This window comes from Thermobacillus xylanilyticus (genome assembly GCF_907165215.1).
GTDB lineage: Bacteria > Bacillota > Bacilli > Paenibacillales > Paenibacillaceae > Thermobacillus > Thermobacillus xylanilyticus.
The window spans coordinates 28415-45309 of sequence record NZ_CAJRAY010000080.1 but is presented as its reverse complement, the minus strand read 5'-3'; the positions used below and the strand labels follow the sequence as shown (position 1 = coordinate 45309).

At 49.9% G+C, this 16895-nt stretch carries 14 protein-coding genes, 1 pseudogene and 1 riboswitch; of the genes and pseudogenes, 1 reads left to right on the top strand and 14 read right to left on the bottom strand.

All coding sequences use genetic code 11. The annotated features are described in order from the left end of the window. Positions 1-12 precede the first annotated feature (12 nt). The 6 genes and pseudogenes from KJQ12_RS14805 to KJQ12_RS14785 all read right to left on the bottom strand — a co-directional run bounded on the left by KJQ12_RS14805 (position 13) and on the right by KJQ12_RS14785 (position 3920). A complete protein-coding gene (locus KJQ12_RS14805) occupies positions 13-537 on the bottom strand; it encodes a GNAT family N-acetyltransferase (protein ID WP_213485478.1) in 525 nt (174 codons plus the stop codon). A gap of 48 nt (positions 538-585) precedes the next feature. Then, positions 586-783, bottom strand: coding sequence for a VOC family protein (locus KJQ12_RS14800; protein WP_280529266.1), 198 nt, complete (start codon positions 781-783; stop codon positions 586-588). Further along, positions 757-837, bottom strand: a pseudogene (locus tag KJQ12_RS19770) (VOC family protein); the annotation flags it as partial. The pseudogene KJQ12_RS19770 and the gene KJQ12_RS14800, both read right to left, overlap by 27 nt. 155 nt (positions 838-992) lie before the next feature. Then, positions 993-1766, bottom strand: coding sequence for an energy-coupling factor transporter transmembrane component T family protein (locus KJQ12_RS14795; protein ID WP_213485477.1), 774 nt, complete (start codon positions 1764-1766; stop codon positions 993-995). A gap of 29 nt (positions 1767-1795) precedes the next feature. Continuing rightward, positions 1796-3226: an ABC transporter ATP-binding protein gene (locus KJQ12_RS14790; RefSeq protein WP_342344869.1), complete on the bottom strand. Its 1431-nt coding sequence runs from the start codon at positions 3224-3226 to the stop codon at positions 1796-1798. A 127-nt stretch (positions 3227-3353) separates the two neighbouring features. Next, a complete protein-coding gene (locus KJQ12_RS14785) occupies positions 3354-3920 on the bottom strand; it encodes an ECF transporter S component (RefSeq protein WP_213485476.1) in 567 nt (188 codons plus the stop codon). 79 nt (positions 3921-3999) lie between these two features. Further along, positions 4000-4112, bottom strand: a riboswitch (TPP riboswitch). Between the two features lie 245 nt (positions 4113-4357). Between KJQ12_RS14785 and KJQ12_RS14780 the strand changes: the two genes are divergently transcribed. Further along, positions 4358-4711 carry a PH domain-containing protein gene (locus KJQ12_RS14780; protein ID WP_213485475.1) on the top strand — a complete coding sequence of 118 codons (354 nt, stop codon included), beginning with the start codon at positions 4358-4360 and terminating at the stop codon, positions 4709-4711. Positions 4712-4795: 84 nt separating this feature from the next. On the opposite strand, the gene KJQ12_RS14775 is transcribed toward KJQ12_RS14780, so the two are convergent. The 8 genes from KJQ12_RS14775 to KJQ12_RS14745 all read right to left on the bottom strand — a co-directional run. Continuing rightward, positions 4796-5287 (bottom strand): GNAT family N-acetyltransferase, encoded by a 492-nt coding sequence (locus KJQ12_RS14775; RefSeq protein ID WP_425315983.1) that lies wholly within the window; start codon positions 5285-5287, stop codon positions 4796-4798. A gap of 172 nt (positions 5288-5459) precedes the next feature. Then, entirely contained in the window at positions 5460-7067 is a 1608-nt protein-coding gene (locus tag KJQ12_RS14770) for a carboxylesterase family protein (RefSeq protein ID WP_213485473.1), read from the bottom strand. A gap of 109 nt (positions 7068-7176) precedes the next feature. After that, entirely contained in the window at positions 7177-7998 is an 822-nt protein-coding gene (locus KJQ12_RS14765; RefSeq protein WP_213485472.1) for a carbohydrate ABC transporter permease, read from the bottom strand. 13 nt (positions 7999-8011) lie between these two features. Continuing rightward, positions 8012-8893 (bottom strand): carbohydrate ABC transporter permease, encoded by an 882-nt coding sequence (locus KJQ12_RS14760; RefSeq protein WP_213485470.1) that lies wholly within the window; start codon positions 8891-8893, stop codon positions 8012-8014. 93 nt (positions 8894-8986) lie between these two features. Then, entirely contained in the window at positions 8987-10294 is a 1308-nt protein-coding gene (locus KJQ12_RS14755; protein WP_213485468.1) for an extracellular solute-binding protein, read from the bottom strand. A gap of 196 nt (positions 10295-10490) precedes the next feature. Then, a complete protein-coding gene (locus tag KJQ12_RS14750; protein ID WP_244860633.1) occupies positions 10491-13013 on the bottom strand; it encodes an S-layer homology domain-containing protein in 2523 nt (840 codons plus the stop codon). 176 nt (positions 13014-13189) lie between these two features. Continuing rightward, positions 13190-13897, bottom strand: coding sequence for a GLUG motif-containing protein (locus KJQ12_RS19655; RefSeq protein ID WP_244860632.1), 708 nt, complete (start codon positions 13895-13897; stop codon positions 13190-13192). Between the two features lie 76 nt (positions 13898-13973). Then, positions 13974-16895, bottom strand: a 2922-nt coding sequence (locus KJQ12_RS14745; RefSeq protein ID WP_213485466.1) for an RCC1 domain-containing protein, incomplete at its 5' end; no start/stop codon positions are given.

Below are 16895 nucleotides of genomic sequence, written 5' to 3'. Positions count from 1 at the left end.
TAACGCATTAACTCAGCGCCTTGATTCTTCCCACTCCGCGCGACTGATGGCATATACTTTGAACCGTTCATTGTGCTCATCTTCAAACTCGTCAACCAATTTGCAGCCGTAAGCCATCGCGGTTCGACATGACGGAACATTCGTATGCTTCATATACGAATAAACGATATTGAAAGGCGTATTCATGAACGTCCAGTCTCTTGCGGCTTTTGCCGCTTCACTGGCGTATCCTCGCCTCTGACAGTCTTTGCGAATATGATAGCCGATTTCCGGCTTGATCTGTCCATTGATGACCTGCAGGGTAAGACCGCAGTCCCCGATCACTTCGCCGGTTTCTTTCAACACCACGGCCCACAATCCGAAGCCGAAGATCTTGTATCTTTCAAGATTTCTTCTTATCCATTCTCTGACGCTGTCTTCGTTAAAGGGATGGGGATAGTGCTTCATGGTATCTGCATCTGCAAGGACAGCGTACAAGGCTTCAAAATCTGCCTCCGTCATTTCCCGCAACATTAATCGGTCGGTTTCGATATTCATCAAATTACACTCCCCATTTAACCAATTGAATTTAAGCCATAGCATCGTTCACCTGGCCTTTGAAGATGCGGCTTCTCCCTCACGGTATCTGCTGATGGGTCCGATTTCCGAGTTCGCAAACACTTCTGCATAGTACTTGACGGCTTCCTCGGCTTTCCCGCAGACATCACCGGAGAAGAGCAGGCAAGGCGTAATCTTCTGAATGGTCTGCCCTCCCTCCGTCAAAGCCGCCCATAGCCTGTCCACTTCCTTGGAAGTCGAGCAGGCGACCATCAGCGATATGGCCGGGTTCAACTTGAAGTATTGGCTTCCTTGTCATACCATAAATGCGGAACGATTTTTGTCATTCGATCTTCTCCTTTCTTCTTAAATCAATAATTTGCATTCCGCTGTAACAATAGAAGTCATCCGATCCGCGATTTCATCGGTGAATACGCCCATTAAGCAAAAAGCCCTCACCGGAAAGGTTCGGGCATCAATAACGCAACCAGCAGCGAACCGCATACATACGCGGTCAAGTATGCATCGATTTTGGAATAAGACGTCTCATAATAGTACGTTCGCGGTTGGTTCATGCGGAACTGTTTCGCTTCCATGGCGACCGCCATGCGCTGCGCCCGGCGAATGCTCTGGGCAAACAGCGGCACACTGTACAGCTTGAGCCGTTCGTATACGCCCTTTACCCCTTTGGAAAACGCAATCCCCCTTACCTTCAACGCATGCGTTCTCGTCTGCCACTCCTCGATCACGATCGGCACCAACCTCAATGCCGCCAGGAAACTGTATGCGAACCTGGCGGGAAAACGGAATTGCTGCATCAGGGCATAAAACAACAACACCGGACGGGTCGTGAGCAGCAGCACAAGACTGACCAACCCGATGGCGAGCGACTTCATGCCGATGATCAGTCCAGATCTTACGCTTTCTTCGGAAATTTTGACAATGCCCCACTGCCACAGCACATGTTCGCCTTTTCCAAACAGCGCCAATGTCAGGGAGGAAGACAAGAATGTGAGCGCAAAGGGCAGACATAAGAGCAGCAGTTTTCTGCGCGCAAAACCGCTGAAAACAAACAAGAACCCGCCGTACCAGCACGCTATCACCACGATAAAAGCAAGGTCGCGGGAAAAAAACAGCACCAGCATCACCAAAAACATGAGCAAACCTTTCCATGCCGGATTCGCGCGATGCAACCATGTGATCCTTTGCGGCGCAAACCATTCCAGCAACGTCGTTCCCTCCATGCCCGCCGGTATGGTCAAATCTTTCGTATTTCCTTTAACCGTCCATTTTCAATGACCCATTCTTCGGTGGCAAAATGTTCGACCACGCGCCGGTCGTGCGTCACCATGACGATGGTTTTGCCATCATGCCGCAACTGCTCCAAATATTCCAGGATCGCAAAGGTATTGCGCGCGTCCTGTCCGAATGTCGGCTCGTCAAGCAGCAGCACGGATGCCTGCTCCGCCATTGCCGTCGCGACGCTCAATCTGCGTTTTTGCCCCAAAGACAAGTCATAGGGATGCCGTCCGGGTTCGAGAGGCAGATGGAAATACTGCAAAATCCGCCGGACTTCCCCCTCCATTTCGTCGTGTTTCCACCCGGACTTGGCCAAAGGCAGCGCCAATTCATCGAACAGCGTATCGGCCACAACCTGCATCTCCGGATTTTGAAACACCAGGGCCACCCCTTCCGGCACCCGGCGTTTTTTCGGCTGCTCCGGGATCACTCGCCCCCGCAAGATATATGTGCCGGCGGTCGGAATCAACTGGGCCAAAGCCAGAAGCAGTGTGCTTTTTCCGGCGCCGTTTTCACCGGTCACGGCAATCCACGATCTTTCATTGACGCTGGCCTTGTCCACGCGCAGCTTGCATGGTTTGCCGCGGTAAGCCTCGAATTGTTCCAATTCCAGCACGGTCTCGCAGTCGGCGGCGGAAAGACCGGACCGCTCCCGGTTGGCGCGAATCGCCTTCCAGCGGGACGATGCCAAATATTCGTCCCAGACCGCAGGATACCAAATCCCGTACCGCTCAAATGCCGCTTTATGGTGCCGGAACACATCATCCGGATGGCCGTCCGCTATGAGGCGCCCCTGTTCATCCAGCAAGACGATCCGGTCGATCCAGTTCACAATCGCGTTGATTTTGTGTTCAACCAGGATCACCGTCCGGTCATGCAGGGATTGTTTGATGGAGGCCCAGATCTGTTCGGTGCCTTCCGGATCCAGCAAGGCCGAAGGTTCGTCCAGAAACACGACTTCCGGTTTGAGCAGCAGCACGGAAGCCAGCGCCAATCGTTGTTTCATGCCCTGGGACAGGCTTTGAATCGGAATGTGAAGATCATCGAAACTTAACCCCACTTGGGCAAGCGCCTCGCGCATCCGCGATTCCATTTCCGAACGCGGAACCCCCTGGTTTTCCAGCACGAAAGCCAGCTCTTCATCCACACAGGGCATGCAAAATTGGGTATCCGGATCCTGGAACACAAATCCCCACGATGCAGGCCATTGAATCCGGCTGTATCGCATGGGCACTTCGATGGAATGGGGAATGAGTCCGCTCAGCACCTGCAGCAACGTCGATTTTCCCGAACCGCTCGGACCCAGAATGAGCACTTTTTGACCTTTCGGAATATGCAAGGTCAAATGATGAAAGAAAATGTCCGGTTCCCCGGGAAATTTCAAACGCAAATGTTCAACGCCGACGCAGATGTCGGCATCATGCGCGGAAACTTCCCCGGATCTTCCATTTGCCATAGCCATGCGTGACCCCCCTTGTCCGGCCGCATCGCAGGATTCGCCTGCGCCAAAACGAATGTCAATCGAGATGCTTGTACTCGTCCGGAGAAACCGGCCGGATCAATGTTGTCACTTTGGTTGCTTCCAGCGCCTTGATGATGGAATACGCGAACACACCCGTGAAGACGAACGCACTGATCGTTCTCAAACCGTATTTCACCACCAATGCCCAGGCTTCCAGATCCGCATATCCGTAGTACAGATCCAGCAGGAAGCTGCCCAGGCAGGACATAACGCCCGCCAAGCCCGCCACCACGATGTTATACCGTTTGTAGCGAAATGCGGCAAACAGCAGCTCGGCCATGAGCCCTTGCACAAACCCGTACATCAACACTTGCACACCATGGCCGATGAAGGCGGACAACCCCGCCCCGGCCAGACTGGCGAGCAGAGCGGCTCCCGGTTTGCGAATGAGCAAGAACGCAAACGGCCCCACCATGAACCACATGCCGTACAACAGTTGTCGCATCGTTGGCAGAATCGGTTTGATGAGCGTGTAGAAATCATCCCAAAATTTCATGATCACGCCAAACACGATGCCCACCATGATCGTCACCAACACATCGGTGAACTTCCACTGCTTCATTTTGATTCTCCTTTTCCCATTGTTTTTGAATATGAAAAACCGCCTGGATATAGCCAGACGGTTTCATTGCACGGAAATTGACCTTTTTCCGCCATCTCTCTACGCTGGTATTATCCAGATCAGATCCACGGTCAGCAGCGGCCTGCAGCTGCACTCTCAGCCTGATTCCCTCAAGCTCCCGTTTTGGCGTTTTGTCGTTTTTTATTCAATTGTATTTAAAATACATGATTTTTCCGCTTTTGACAATCGGGTTTTTCCGTATCAGGCTGGGCAACCATTCCTTCAAAGCGTCATGACGGATGAGGCGGGAAGCGCGGCAAATCGACATGTGCCTTGCGCATTTCTTCCAGAAAAGAAAGGATTTTTTTGAAAATTGTCGAATCCACTTATACGAACAAATGGGACGATAGTGGTAAAAAAGGACGGAGGTAGAGGGTATGGCGCTGTTCAAAAGCGGTGAAAATCGTGAAAAGCATTTACAGCAAATTCAAGAGTTTTTGTTTGAAGGTGAGCAAATCGAACGAACATATGGCCTGGTAAACAGCCAATTTATCGGCCTGACGAACAAGAGACTGATTTTTGTTGGAAAAATTCCGCTCACTAAACAAATGCAGGTTATCTCCATCCCTTACAGCAAGATCGAGGAAATAGGATTTGAAATAACGAGCGCTTTCTCACTTACAAACAAAATTAATGTGATAACGAAATCCGGAAAACACGAACTTGAATTTGATAAATTAGCCAACGTCAAAGAGTTTTATACGATTCTTTCCAGGCATGTTTGCGCATAAACAACCCCCGGCTGGTCGCTAATCTTTCCTGTTACAAGATGGCCGCCCGAGGAACGGGCGGCTGATTTACATTCGTTTTCAACCTTAAGTCTTCGCCATATAATACTCATCTACATATTGGCCATCAATTCTCATCGATCGCTTCCTGATCCCCTCGATCTCAAAACCCATTTTCTTGTACAATGCGATCGCTCTTTCATTGTGAACCATCACCGTTAATTCCAGCCTTGTCAAACCGGCTGTTTCCCTCCATTGCTCAACCTTCTCAAATAATTTTCGGCCAATCCCCCGTCCCACATAGTCTTGTAAAATTCCTATCACAATGTAAGCTCGATGCTGGATTCGGTTTGCATTTTCCCCGATTACCGTAATATGGCCAACCAATTCACCATCCACTTCAGCAATAAAAATATTTGAATTGGATGACTCAATAATGCCTGATATCATGCTTCTTTGTTGTTCCTCGCTCAAATCTCGTTCATCAGGCTCCAAAAGCATAAATTTGCTTTCTTGATCTAACCTTTTATTCAACTTCAGGAAAGCTGAGCTATCCGATTCCGTAATTTCTCTTATAATCATCCATGAACTCCTTTCTACTTCATGAAAAAAGCTGGTTGTTTTAAGATATTTCAATCATACTTTTTTGTCACGCATTTACAATATCCTCCATCGTACAGTTCGCCATAAAAAAAACCGGAAACCGAACCTGTACCGGTCCAATTTCCGGGTTAAGAAAGGCTTCAGAAACTTAACGGCTCTGTTTGGCAAGCCACTCGAAGATGGTCTCGCCGTTTTCATCCTCTACAAGGTTATTGTAAATATAGTTCCAGGAATCGTGCGCACCGTAATAAAATTCTCCATCGAAAACGGGACCCGCAGGATACAATTTCATCTTGGCGTCCACACCTGCCGCCTGCAGGTTTGCCAGAGAGGACGGAAGGCCGGCGGCGGCGCCGTCTGATGTGTTGCCCACAAGATACACCGGGAAGCCCTTGCTTGCGATGATTTCTGCCTGTGCCGGACTGATGTTGCCTCCGGAGCAGAGGATCGCTGCAGCGAAGTTAATCTGATTATCGGTGGTGGACGTGATCAGCAGCGTTGTCATGACGGTGCCCATGGAAAGTCCGCCAACATAAATTCTGTCAGGGTCAACATAATTATCAGCGACGACCTGATGAATCAGTTCTTCCATATCGTTGAGTCGATTGGCGTTCCATCCGTCTTCAGCGGATTGCGGTGCCAATATATAGGCGCCTTCGAGGGCCTCCTGGAATTCCTTGTCTGCGAAGGACAGGGCGCGATTGCCGATGAGATTGCCGCCTGGATTGGCGCCGAAATAGCGTTCTCCTGTGCCATGGAACCAGATGAATAACGGTCTTTTGTTGTCCTCGCTTGCGTTCTCAGGGGTATACAGCGCGTATTTGCCGCCGCCAGGGGCATCCAGGATCTCGAATTTATCGAATATGGGATCGTGCTTTGTTTCACGCTGGACATAAGTCGCCGATGCAATTCCCGGAATTTCCTTTTCCTGCGTAATGTCGACCTCTACGCTCGCATAGGCAATGAAGCCTCCTGCGCTGCCTCCTGTGTACCACGCCGCACGGGTAGCGGGGACGTCGTATCGGTTGGCGCTGCTGGCTCCACTCGGCTCGGTTCTCGTCTTCCATTCGATGTCTAATTTCACATAGTTGCCCTTGTCAACCCTGTTTCCATCCGCATCAGCAACATAGGCGTCAACAATATTCCATCTCGCCCATCCATCTCCGAGCGCGTAACTCTCTTTTTCAGGATCCCAAGCGAAATTTCCGAAAGAACCCTGAACGGTGCCGTTATATTCGGTTACTCTGGCTTTTGCGGAGAAGGTGTCCTTATCCACAGCGTCGGCGGTCAACGTAACGCCCATATTAATGAGAGCGCCGGAGAAGTAATATCCAGGGTTATTCGCCGTTCTCAAAACATCGAAGTAAATCGGGCCTTCGTACAAAGCGGGAACGAAGACCGTGGTGCTAAGCTTTTGTTTATTGACCTTGGTCAATGTAAACACGACCGTCTGTTCCTCGGTGGTCTGCTTGATTTTGACGCCAAGCGTGCCTTCTCTCTGTTTGTTGTTCTCGACAGTATACGGTGTGACGACGACCTCGCCTTCGTTGCCGGTCCAGGTCACATCCGCTTTATTATTGCCGTTGCCGTTCCATCTGACCGTGATTTCCCCGACATACCAGCCGTCAACCGCTTCAAAAGCTCCTGCCTCAAAGTCGTACACGTTATTGCTGACGGGAATGCTCAAGGCCATTGCCTGTTGTGATAAGCCAAGCGTCATGATCAATGCGATGACAACCGTTAAGAATTTTTTCACAACGATCCCCTCCCAACATAAAATAAGTTAGTCCTTTTGATCTGAGATTGGGATGCCTCATTTTCAGCTTGGCCGCACGTCATCAACCACCCCCTTTCAAATTATCCCTTTATCCCTTTATTGCACTTGCAGACATCCCTTCTACTATTTTGTTGCTGAAGAATATATACAAAATGATGATCGGAACAATACTGATAATCAAAGTTGCGCCAATCGGTCCCCAATCGGTTTGATACTGACCGATAAAGTTCTGGATACCAACCGTAAGGGTTTTATATTGATCTGAACTAATAAATGTATTCACAAATACAAATTCGTTCCAGTTATAGATCATATTAATGATGACGGTTGTGGATAACACGGAAGTCGTCATGGGCAGAATAATACGTGCAAACAAGAGGTTAACCGAACAACCATCCATAATGGCCGCCTCTTCAATTTCCTTCGGCAAGGTATAGTAAAACCCGAGTAAAATCATCATGGTAACCGGCAAATGGAAAGCGGTGTATGAAAGGACGACGGAAATGGGATTATCAATCAGGTCAACACTTAAATACAGTTTAAAAAGCGGAATCAATGCCGAGTGAAGGGGGATCATCAAGCCGACCATAAACAAGCCCAACACCAATTTGCTGAGCTTCCATTTCATTCTTGTAATCGCAAAGGTCGCCATGCTTGCAAAAAGAACCGTCAGCACAATGGCAACCGCGGAAATCCAAACGCTGTTAAAAAAATAAATGCCGATATTCCCCTGCCATGCCTTCAAATAATTCTCCCAGTGAGGATGATCGGGCAAAGAAAATGGCGATTTGGCAAAGATTTGCTGATTATCCTTCAAAGAGAATAAAAACAACCAAAAGAGCGGGAATATTTGAACAATTGCGATAATTATCAAGATAACATATAAAACGACATAGCCTACGCGTTGCATAACTCCTCCTCCCTTAGTATTGGAGTTCTTCTTCGTCAGATACCGTTAATTTTCGAACAATGAACGTAACCATCAAGGTAATGATCAATAATAAGAAACCAATCGCACTGCCATATCCAAAATCATAGCTTCGGAAAGCAACTTTATACATGTATGACGCCATCACTTCACTGGCGCCATTGGGTCCGCCGCCTGTCATGACATAAATCAAATCAAAATACTTTAACGAACCAACGATCGCAAGAACGATCGTGACTTTAAATACGCCCTTGATTAAAGGCAATTTGATGTTGAAAGCCACTTGCCAAGGCGAAGCCCCATCCATTCGGGCGGCTTCAACCAGGGCCGCTGGAATGTTCTTCAGCGCTGCGTAATAAATCAAGATATAAAAGCCGGCATACTGCCAAAGAATCGGAATGAAAATGGCATACAAGACAAGCGACGGCTCGGCCAACCATGCGGGCGGATCATCTATGCCAATCGCCATTAAAAAGCTGTTCAACATGCCATTTGTGGGATTATAAACTTTAATCCATAATTGAGCGATTGCAACGGAAGATAAAAGCATTGGAATCAAATAGATCTTTCTTAAAATGTCAGACCCCTTGATATTCGAAGCCAAGATCAAAGAGATGGCCAGGTATGCCAGCAAGCTCAGTGCAGAAAATAAAGCCAGTAGAAAGGAGTGATAGACGCTGGACCAAAACTTCATATCCTGTATTCCGGTAATGAAGTTGTCCAACCCGATGAATTTCATGTTACCGATTCCATCCCACTCCAAAAAGCCATAATATGCTGACAGCCCTAATGGAATGTAGATGAGAACCAACAACAAAAGAAGTGCCGGGAGGATATATAATGTAATCATCCATATATTTGACATAACCTTATTCATGACAGTTCAAACCTTTCAAATGGAGAAATAGAACAGGACAAACTTATAAAAAAGTATGTCCTGTTCCAATTTGGGTATTCTGCTTAATGTTTATTATTCTCCGGCTTCCTTGGCCAGTGCCTCTTCATGCGCTTTCACAAATTCCTCTGGCGTCGCCTCTTTGCCAAATAACGACTGGATCATGTCAAGGTGCACTTGGGCGGGCCCCGGAGTCATGATATTATCCGCAAACAAGGTAATGCTGCTTGCATCATTTAAATCCTTTAATACTTTCAAGTACAATTCCGGAAGATCGTAATCATCGGCATTCAATTTATAAGAAGGAATGATCCCCGCTTCACCGAGCGCGCGTTCTCCAAATTTCTCCGTAAAGTACTTTACGAAGCGTTTTGCTTCTTCTTTTACAGTGGAATGCTCGGAAACGAATAACCCGCCATTACCACCCACAAAGCTATTGATATCCCCTTTTCCGCCTTCCACGGTTGGAAATTTGAAGTAGTCCACCGAATCCTTGAATTCTTGGGTAAAGTTTTCGCCTTGTGTAAAGGAAGGCAACACCCATGTACCTGTCAGATACATGGCGGCTTGACCGGAAGTAAATAGACTTTCCGCTTCACTGCTGGTTGCTCCGTTATACCCTTTTTGAAACGCGCCCAAATCGACCAATCTTTGAATCTCTTCAGCAGCTCGTATTAATGTCGGGTCTTCAAATGATTGTTTTCGATTTACCGCATTTACAATGGTTTCATTGCCGCTGATGCGGTCCGCGAGATACATATACCACAGGGAACCCGTCCAGCGCTCTTGATTTCCCAAAGCGATTGGCGTGATTCCGTTATTGGTCAATGTACTGATGACATGAAGAAATTCATCGTAAGTCGTCGGAACGTTCAATCCATTTTGTTCAAAAATCCGTTTGTTATAGTACACAATGGCGATATTCAGGTCCGTAGGTAAACCATAAGTTTTGCCATCCACTTCAAAAGCCTCTATCGTTCCATCTACAAACTTGTTTCTGTAATCACGGTCAATCACATCGTCGAAAGATGCAATCTTGTTTCCTTCAACGTAAGGTTGCAGCCATCCGCCTGGCCATGCCATTCCTACGTCAGGCAATTGATTTGAAGCTGACAATACTTTGATTTTGTCTTTATACTGCTCATTCGCCAAAATTTCTTGTTCAATTTTAATTCCCGGGTTTTCCCGTTCAAAATCTGCAATGATCTCATTGAGAATTTTATTTTGCGGTGCGTTCGTACCCTCCGGCCATAAATGCATAAATTTGATCGTTTTTGTCCCCCCAGAACCTGCAGGATCTTTCTCCGCTTGATTGGATGACCCGCATCCTGCCGCCGCAAGCGTTAATGCAAGCAATAGTGAGAGCGCTTTTAATTTTTTCATTTGTGACTCCTCCCTCTAGAAAAGCGCTATGCCTGTACCGTATACACTTTAATCATTATGTTTCGGGGGAATTGAATATGACCCGCTTGTTCATAGCAGGATCTGCCGCGTTGCACGTCAAAGCATGAACGGTGCGCCCAATTTCAAAAAAAAAAAGTGCAGAAGCAAAAGCGCTTCTGCACCAAATCTGACAACCTTATTGTGACAACAGCTCCAACAATCTCAGGATGCTGGTGACCGCTTCCGCGCGGGTCAGCGTCTCATACGGCGCGAAGAGATTGCGATCGCGACCGTTAATAATGCCCATGATTCGAATTTCTTCCACGTAACTTTTCGCCCATGCCGGAATACGGTCATCGTCTGCAAAGCGGGTTTGCGCATGGTCGGTCAACTCCGCTCCTGTTGCTCTTGCGATCATCGCCGCCATTTCCACACGAGTGACCGGCGCCCCAGGTCGAAATGTTCCATCCTCATATCCTGACACAATGCCTGCCCTTGCCGCCAAATCAATCGCTTGTTTTGCCCATTCGCCAATTTGCTTCCTGTCTGCAAAAGCAGGCGCATCACCTCCGGGTTCCCCCTCCAGCCGCAAGGCACGAACGAGCATCAACGTAAATTCAGAGCGGGTGACGACATGATCCGGTCTAAACGTACCGTCAGGGTACCCGGCAACGATGCCTTTTGCATAGGCTTCCTGAATGAACGGCTCCGCCCAATGACCCGCAATATCCGCAAATAACGGCTCCGGGGAAGGCGGGTCCGGCATCTCCTCTTGCATACGTTCCACGGTGATGGAATACGTTCTGCGCGTTCCGTCTTCCGCAGTGACCACGATCTCAATAATATCCGTATCCGAGTGCAAGGGGATGCGAATGCTTCCCTGATCACTCCGGACTTGCCGACCATTCACGCTGATTCCAGCCTGATGATGTGCAGCACGGATCGTGAGCCGGATGCTGTCAACATCATGCGGGATCAAAGCCTTGTACGTCGTTATGTCCCACGAAAATTCCGGTATCAGCATACCTTCTGACAAGATGAGCTCCCTCAGTGTTGCATTGCCGGAGCGTATATGGACAGGCAGACTCGGCGGCGGTTCTGAAGAAACCGGCTCCCGCTCTAAACGAAAGCGCCGGGATATTCGGTAACTCTCTTGACCAACCTGATCTTTGGCGTAAATGTGCAAATACCAGTCGCCGCCGTTTTTGTCCGTATAACGCAACGTGCTGTTGTTTGTGAACGGTTGCCAATTCGCATGTTCATCCAACGGATCTGAACGCGTTGACCAAACATAGCGGAGGGAAGCGGCATCGATCCCGCTGCCGTCATCCTTCACGATGACATGACTGGATATGGTCCGCGAAAGGGTTTCATCGCCATCGGGATTCCATTCGATCTCCGGATTCGTTTTATCGATACGGATGCGTACATGCTCGCTCATTTCATTGCCCAATACATCTTCCACTCTGAACCAAAGCGAGTACTGCCCCTCTGTTGTGAAGTCGAGCGGACCATGATAAATCTCCCAAGCCGCTCCCTCATCCAACGAATAGACAATAGGCCGCAGCGCGATCCCGTGGTCATGAGAAGCATAAACCGCTGCGGTCACACTTTGGTTCGTCCACGTTCCGCCGGGATATGCTTCACTGTCATTATCGGTAAAATACAAATCCACATCCAGCTTCAGGCCGCTTCTGCTGATCTTCACGGTCCGCTCAACGATCGTACTCTTATTGCCGATGTCATCCATCGCTTGCGCCTGGACCTTCGTTTGTCCTTCTTCCGTCACCTCGAAGTGAATCGGTGTACCGTTAAATGGATGGTCCTCCCACTCCCCGTCGCCGATTTTTACGCGAATCGTGTGAACATCTGTCTGCCTTGGGTCAGCGGCGCTGTGGTCGATCGCCGCTTCCACTTTGGCAGCATTGGTCCAGCCGTCGGGATGAAGGGTGATCGTCGGCGGTTCCGGATTTCCGCTGTCCACGACGATGGCGAAAGTCTCGGACTTGTCGAATAAGGATACGGTAATCGTTGCTTTGCCGCCTTTGACGGCGCTGACCTCCCCGTTGGGATCAACACGCACAATTTCGGGGTCATCCGGATCAACGCTATACCTGGCGGTTGTTGTCGCATTGTAGCGATCCCCGTTTTGATGCTCCGTATTCACGGTAATGTTGGTCTTGTCATCAAGGTTCAATCGATCGTTTGCAATGGACGCATCCCAGGAGATGAGCGGGTTTTGCCATTGGAGAAATGGCCGATGTCCATCGTACTGGTACCAGCCCTCTGTGAGATCCCAATTCTTGAATGTTTCCGGATCGCGAAGATCCGCCTCTGTCACAGGCATTCCGATCCCATTGTCAGGGAGTTCACCATCCGTATAGCTATCGGTCAACCAGTAGCTTCCGGCGACATCAATGATATTTCCTCTTTCTTCATACTCATTATTCGCCCCGACCAGCCCGCCAGTCTCGGAATGACCGGTTACCTTGCCTGTCGCGTAACAATGCTCAACCTCGATCACTGAACCTATTCGAAGATCGTGACCATTCGTAGCATTATATCCGATCAAACCGCCCACGTATTGATTACCGTTGACATTCCCCGTCGCGTAGGAATTCTTAATTCTGATCACACCCGATGGAAGGGCTTCTGCTTTACCAGCCAATCCACCTGCAAGCTGGTCTCCATTGACCTCCCCAGTCGCATATGAATTCATGATTTCATTGACACTTCCCACATTACCCGTTGAAATTAAGCCAACCAAACCACCTGCATCATTCTTGATGCCCGTAACGTTGCCAGTTGCAAATGAATCGCGGATCGTGATCTTTAAACCAGTCGAACCTCTAAATAGACCTGCCAGCCCCCCGACTTCACGCTCTCCGACAACTTCTATATCACGTCTTTTCTAACAATACCAGCTAACCCGCCGACTCTATATTCTCCTTGAATAAGGGTTCCCGTTACCGTGCTGTTTTCAATCATCCCGTTGCTATACCCTACCAATCCGCCGACGTAATCATACCCCTTGATCTCCACGACCTCGAGATGGACATTCCGGATGACAGCCGTTTCGGACGTCACTCCAAACAAAGACTGGTAATTCTTGTCCGCACGGTTGATCTTTAAACCTGTGATTTGATAGCCATTGCCATCAAATGTGCCGGTAAATGGAGAAGATAATTCCGTTGCGATTGGCAACCATCCTCCTCCAGAACTGTAAGTTGAGAGATCAATATTGGCGCCCAATTCGAAATGGGCATCCAGATAATCTCTCACTTTGTTCAGCTGTGCAGCGGTTTCAATCCTGTACGGGTCTTCTTCCGTGCCTGAGCCGCCGGCAAAATCACTGCTTGACGGCGCGGATGCACCGTCATCGGCGGCCTGAACCCAATTCCCGTCGTCCCCCCAGGTCCATCCGAAGCAAAGAACGAACGCCGCCAACAGAACGGCTGATTTAAACGGTCTCATTTTCCTTTCACTTCCTTTCCAACGTGCGGAGCCCGCCAGTTCCGCATCATTGTCCGTCTGAAAGTCCAATTCTCGCCTTCTCCAAGCTCCCGGATCAATCTTTTCCATCGCAAGCATGGCCTTGTTCACGCTCTGCTGTTGTTCACCGGATTCGTCGAAACTGATCGCTTCCCAGTCGGAGGGAAATACTTGTCAGCACGATGCTCTATAATCTATCTAACATTCTGACCAGCATCACAACGGCTTCTGCTCTCGTTGCGGTTTCGTTCGGCACAAAACGATTGTCGCCGCGGCCGTCGATGATGCCTACTTTGCGGATGGCGTGAACAGCGCCTCTTGCCCACTTCGGAATCGCTTCATCATCGGCGAAGCCGGGCAGCGCATTCGCGTCAAGCTGCAGTTGCAACGCCCGGGCGATCATCATCGCCATTTCCGCCCGGGTGATCTGTGCATGGGGGCGGAAGCTGCCGTCGCTGTATCCGACCACGATGCCCGCTTGCACGGCCTGCGCAACGGCTTGCTTCGCCCATACCCCGATCTGGTCATGATCCGTGAACGTCAGCGTAGCGCCGCTGCCTTCCAGTTTCATTGCGCCTGCCAGCATTTTGACAAACTCGGCGCGGGTGACCGGATGGTCCGGTTTGAATGCGCCGTCAGGGTAACCGCTGACGATCCCCTTGGCCGCGGCGAGCTTGATATCGCTTTCCGCCCAATGTCCGGCGATGTCGGTAAACTCGATGAGCGGTTCATTCGGCTTTGGTGTGTCGCGATACAGGGTCAGCGTATAGATTTTCTTCGCACCGTTTTCCGCTTGTACCGTGAGGACAAAGGCATTGGGACCTTCCTCCAGATCGACGTTCACCCTCTCGGTCACGACGTGATCGTCCAGCATCACCTTGGCTGCGGAATGCGCCGCTTTTACGACCAGCTCCGCTTGCTCGGCTTCGGTACGTGCCGTATATGCGGGGGTTTCCGCAGCAAATGATGGGCTGAGCTTCAGCCGCTTGCCCCCCGCCCATACGCGCAGATCCGCCAGATCCGCATTGTCGGACAACACACGGCCGCTTCCCGAATCTCCGCCTGCGGCTCGGGCCGTCGTCGCTTGTTTGCGGAGCGGTGCACTTTCGTTGCCCGCATCGTCAAACGCCTTCACCGTAAAGGTGTACGTCGTGCCTGCGCGAAGACTTGTGACCGTGAATTCGTACACGCTTGCTGTAACGGTTTGCGGTTTCCAGTGGTCAACATCTACATCAATGCGATAACCTGCCACGCCGACGTTGTCCGTCGCGCTCGGCCACGACAGTTTCACGCTCGTCGGGGTGATGTCCGAGACGGTCAGTTCATCCCCCTCCCGCCATTGCGGCGCTTCGGCATCCGGCTGGCGTTTCACATAGAGGGTATAGGTTGCTTGCTCTTGTTGATCCTCTGCCGTTACCAGGATGTCAATTCGATTTATGCCGACCTTCAGCGGTTGTATTCCGCCACGCACAACCTCGCTGACGACTTCGTAGTTTGCAGCCGGATCGTAAGTTGCCGCTGTCACGATCACTTGCTCCGTTGCATAAGGAACCACAACATCGTAGGTATAAATATCCGGATCAAAATGTGCCAACGGTTCTCCGTTCAGGGCAATGCCGCTCAGGCTCGCATTCGTATTCGGCAATACATGAACAGCGATTTCAGCTTGCAACTGTTGTGGATTGCGAACATATCCCGGCAATTGCAACTCCCCTGTAACCGCGTACGTTCCGACTTGATCCGGGTTATAATCGGCATGCTCCAGATCCCATTTCACACCCGCATCCATCGTGACAGGCAGGCTCGTTAATTGAATTTGGACATGTTCGGGAAGGTATTCCTCCAACTTCTCTAATGCAAATCCCTTGCCAACCTTAATCGCACCGGGAGATGCAACAGCCGCAACCGTTGTATACGGCGTTTCGGATGTTGGATCCGAATAGCCGCTTTCCACCTCATCCTTCACGGTCGTTACAGCAAACCAATACCACTTTCCAGCGGTTAAATGGTCGACCGTATAGGACGTTTCGGTTACCGGCCCCTTATCATTGTCAACCATCCATCGGCCGGCAGCGGGAGACGTGCCTTCGTCAGCTTCTTGCATATAGACGTTATAGCCATCGACCGCATCGGTTGCAGTCCAACTCAGCATCACTTTCCCGTCTCCCGCTGTCGCCTTCAAGCCGGCCGGGGGGATAAGTGTGCTGTCGCTCACCGTTACGCTGAGCGTTGCATCATTCCCTGCACTGAACGTAAAGATCAGTGTAGTCGTGCCGATCGGCAGGTTGGCCAGGTATTCTTTTGTAATGGTGACGATATTTCCATTTACGATGTAATCCGTGCCTTCCGACAGCGATGTTGTGCCATTCGTAATATCTTTAAGTGTATTGCCGTTCAACTCCATCGTGACAAAAATCTCTCGCTGCTTCAGGATGTTCTTGTCGAACGACGCCTCGTCAGGTTGAATGGCGCTGTCTTGCTCTTCAACGGCAAGCGCTAGGGAATGATTGGCCCCGGCAGCTATCGCTTGAATGTCCGTCAAACCTTCGATTTTCTTTGGCTCGAGTTGATTGGCCGTATCGCCATGCCCTAATCCAGACGTACCGTTTCCAAACGAGTATACGTCGCCTGACTTCGTTAAAGCAAGGGAATGGAAATCGCCTGCCGCAATCGCCTGAATGTCCTTCAACCCCTCGATTTTCTTCGGCGTGAGTTGATCTTCCGTATCGCCATGGCCTAATTGGCCAGTATTACCCCTTCCGAACGAGTACACCTCTCCGGACTTCGTTAAAGCAAGGGAGTGATTAGCCCCGGCAGCTACCGCCTGAATGTCCGACAAATCCTCGATTTTCTTCGGCGTGAGTTGATTTTCCGTATCACCATGTCCCAATTGGCCATGCAGCCCCCATCCAAACGAGTACACGTCGCCTGATTTCGTTAAAGCAAGGGAATGATTCCCCCCGGCAGCGATCGCCTGAATGTCCGACAAATCCTCGATTTTCTTCGGCTCGAGTTGACTATCCGTATCGCCATGGCCTAATCGGCCAGAATTACCCATTCCAAACGAGTACACCTCTCCGGACTTCGTTAAAGCAAGGGAATGATTCCC

Bases quoted from the DNA above. Each gene is read 5' to 3' on its own strand.
- KJQ12_RS14805 (WP_213485478.1), bottom strand. From the start codon at position 537: ATGAATATCGAAACCGACCGATTAATGTTGCGGGAAATGACGGAGGCA.
- KJQ12_RS14785 (WP_213485476.1), bottom strand. From the start codon at position 3,920: ATGAAGCAGTGGAAGTTCACCGATGTGTTGGTGACGATCATGGTGGGC.
- KJQ12_RS14760 (WP_213485470.1), bottom strand. From the start codon at position 8,893: ATGAATAAGGTTATGTCAAATATATGGATGATTACATTATATATCCTC.
- KJQ12_RS14755 (WP_213485468.1), bottom strand. From the start codon at position 10,294: ATGAAAAAATTAAAAGCGCTCTCACTATTGCTTGCATTAACGCTTGCG.
- KJQ12_RS14750 (WP_244860633.1), bottom strand. From the start codon at position 13,013: ATGAATTCATATGCGACTGGGGAGGTCAATGGAGACCAGCTTGCAGGT.
- KJQ12_RS14765 (WP_213485472.1), bottom strand. From the start codon at position 7,998: ATGCAACGCGTAGGCTATGTCGTTTTATATGTTATCTTGATAATTATC.
- KJQ12_RS14780 (WP_213485475.1), top strand. From the start codon at position 4,358: ATGGCGCTGTTCAAAAGCGGTGAAAATCGTGAAAAGCATTTACAGCAA.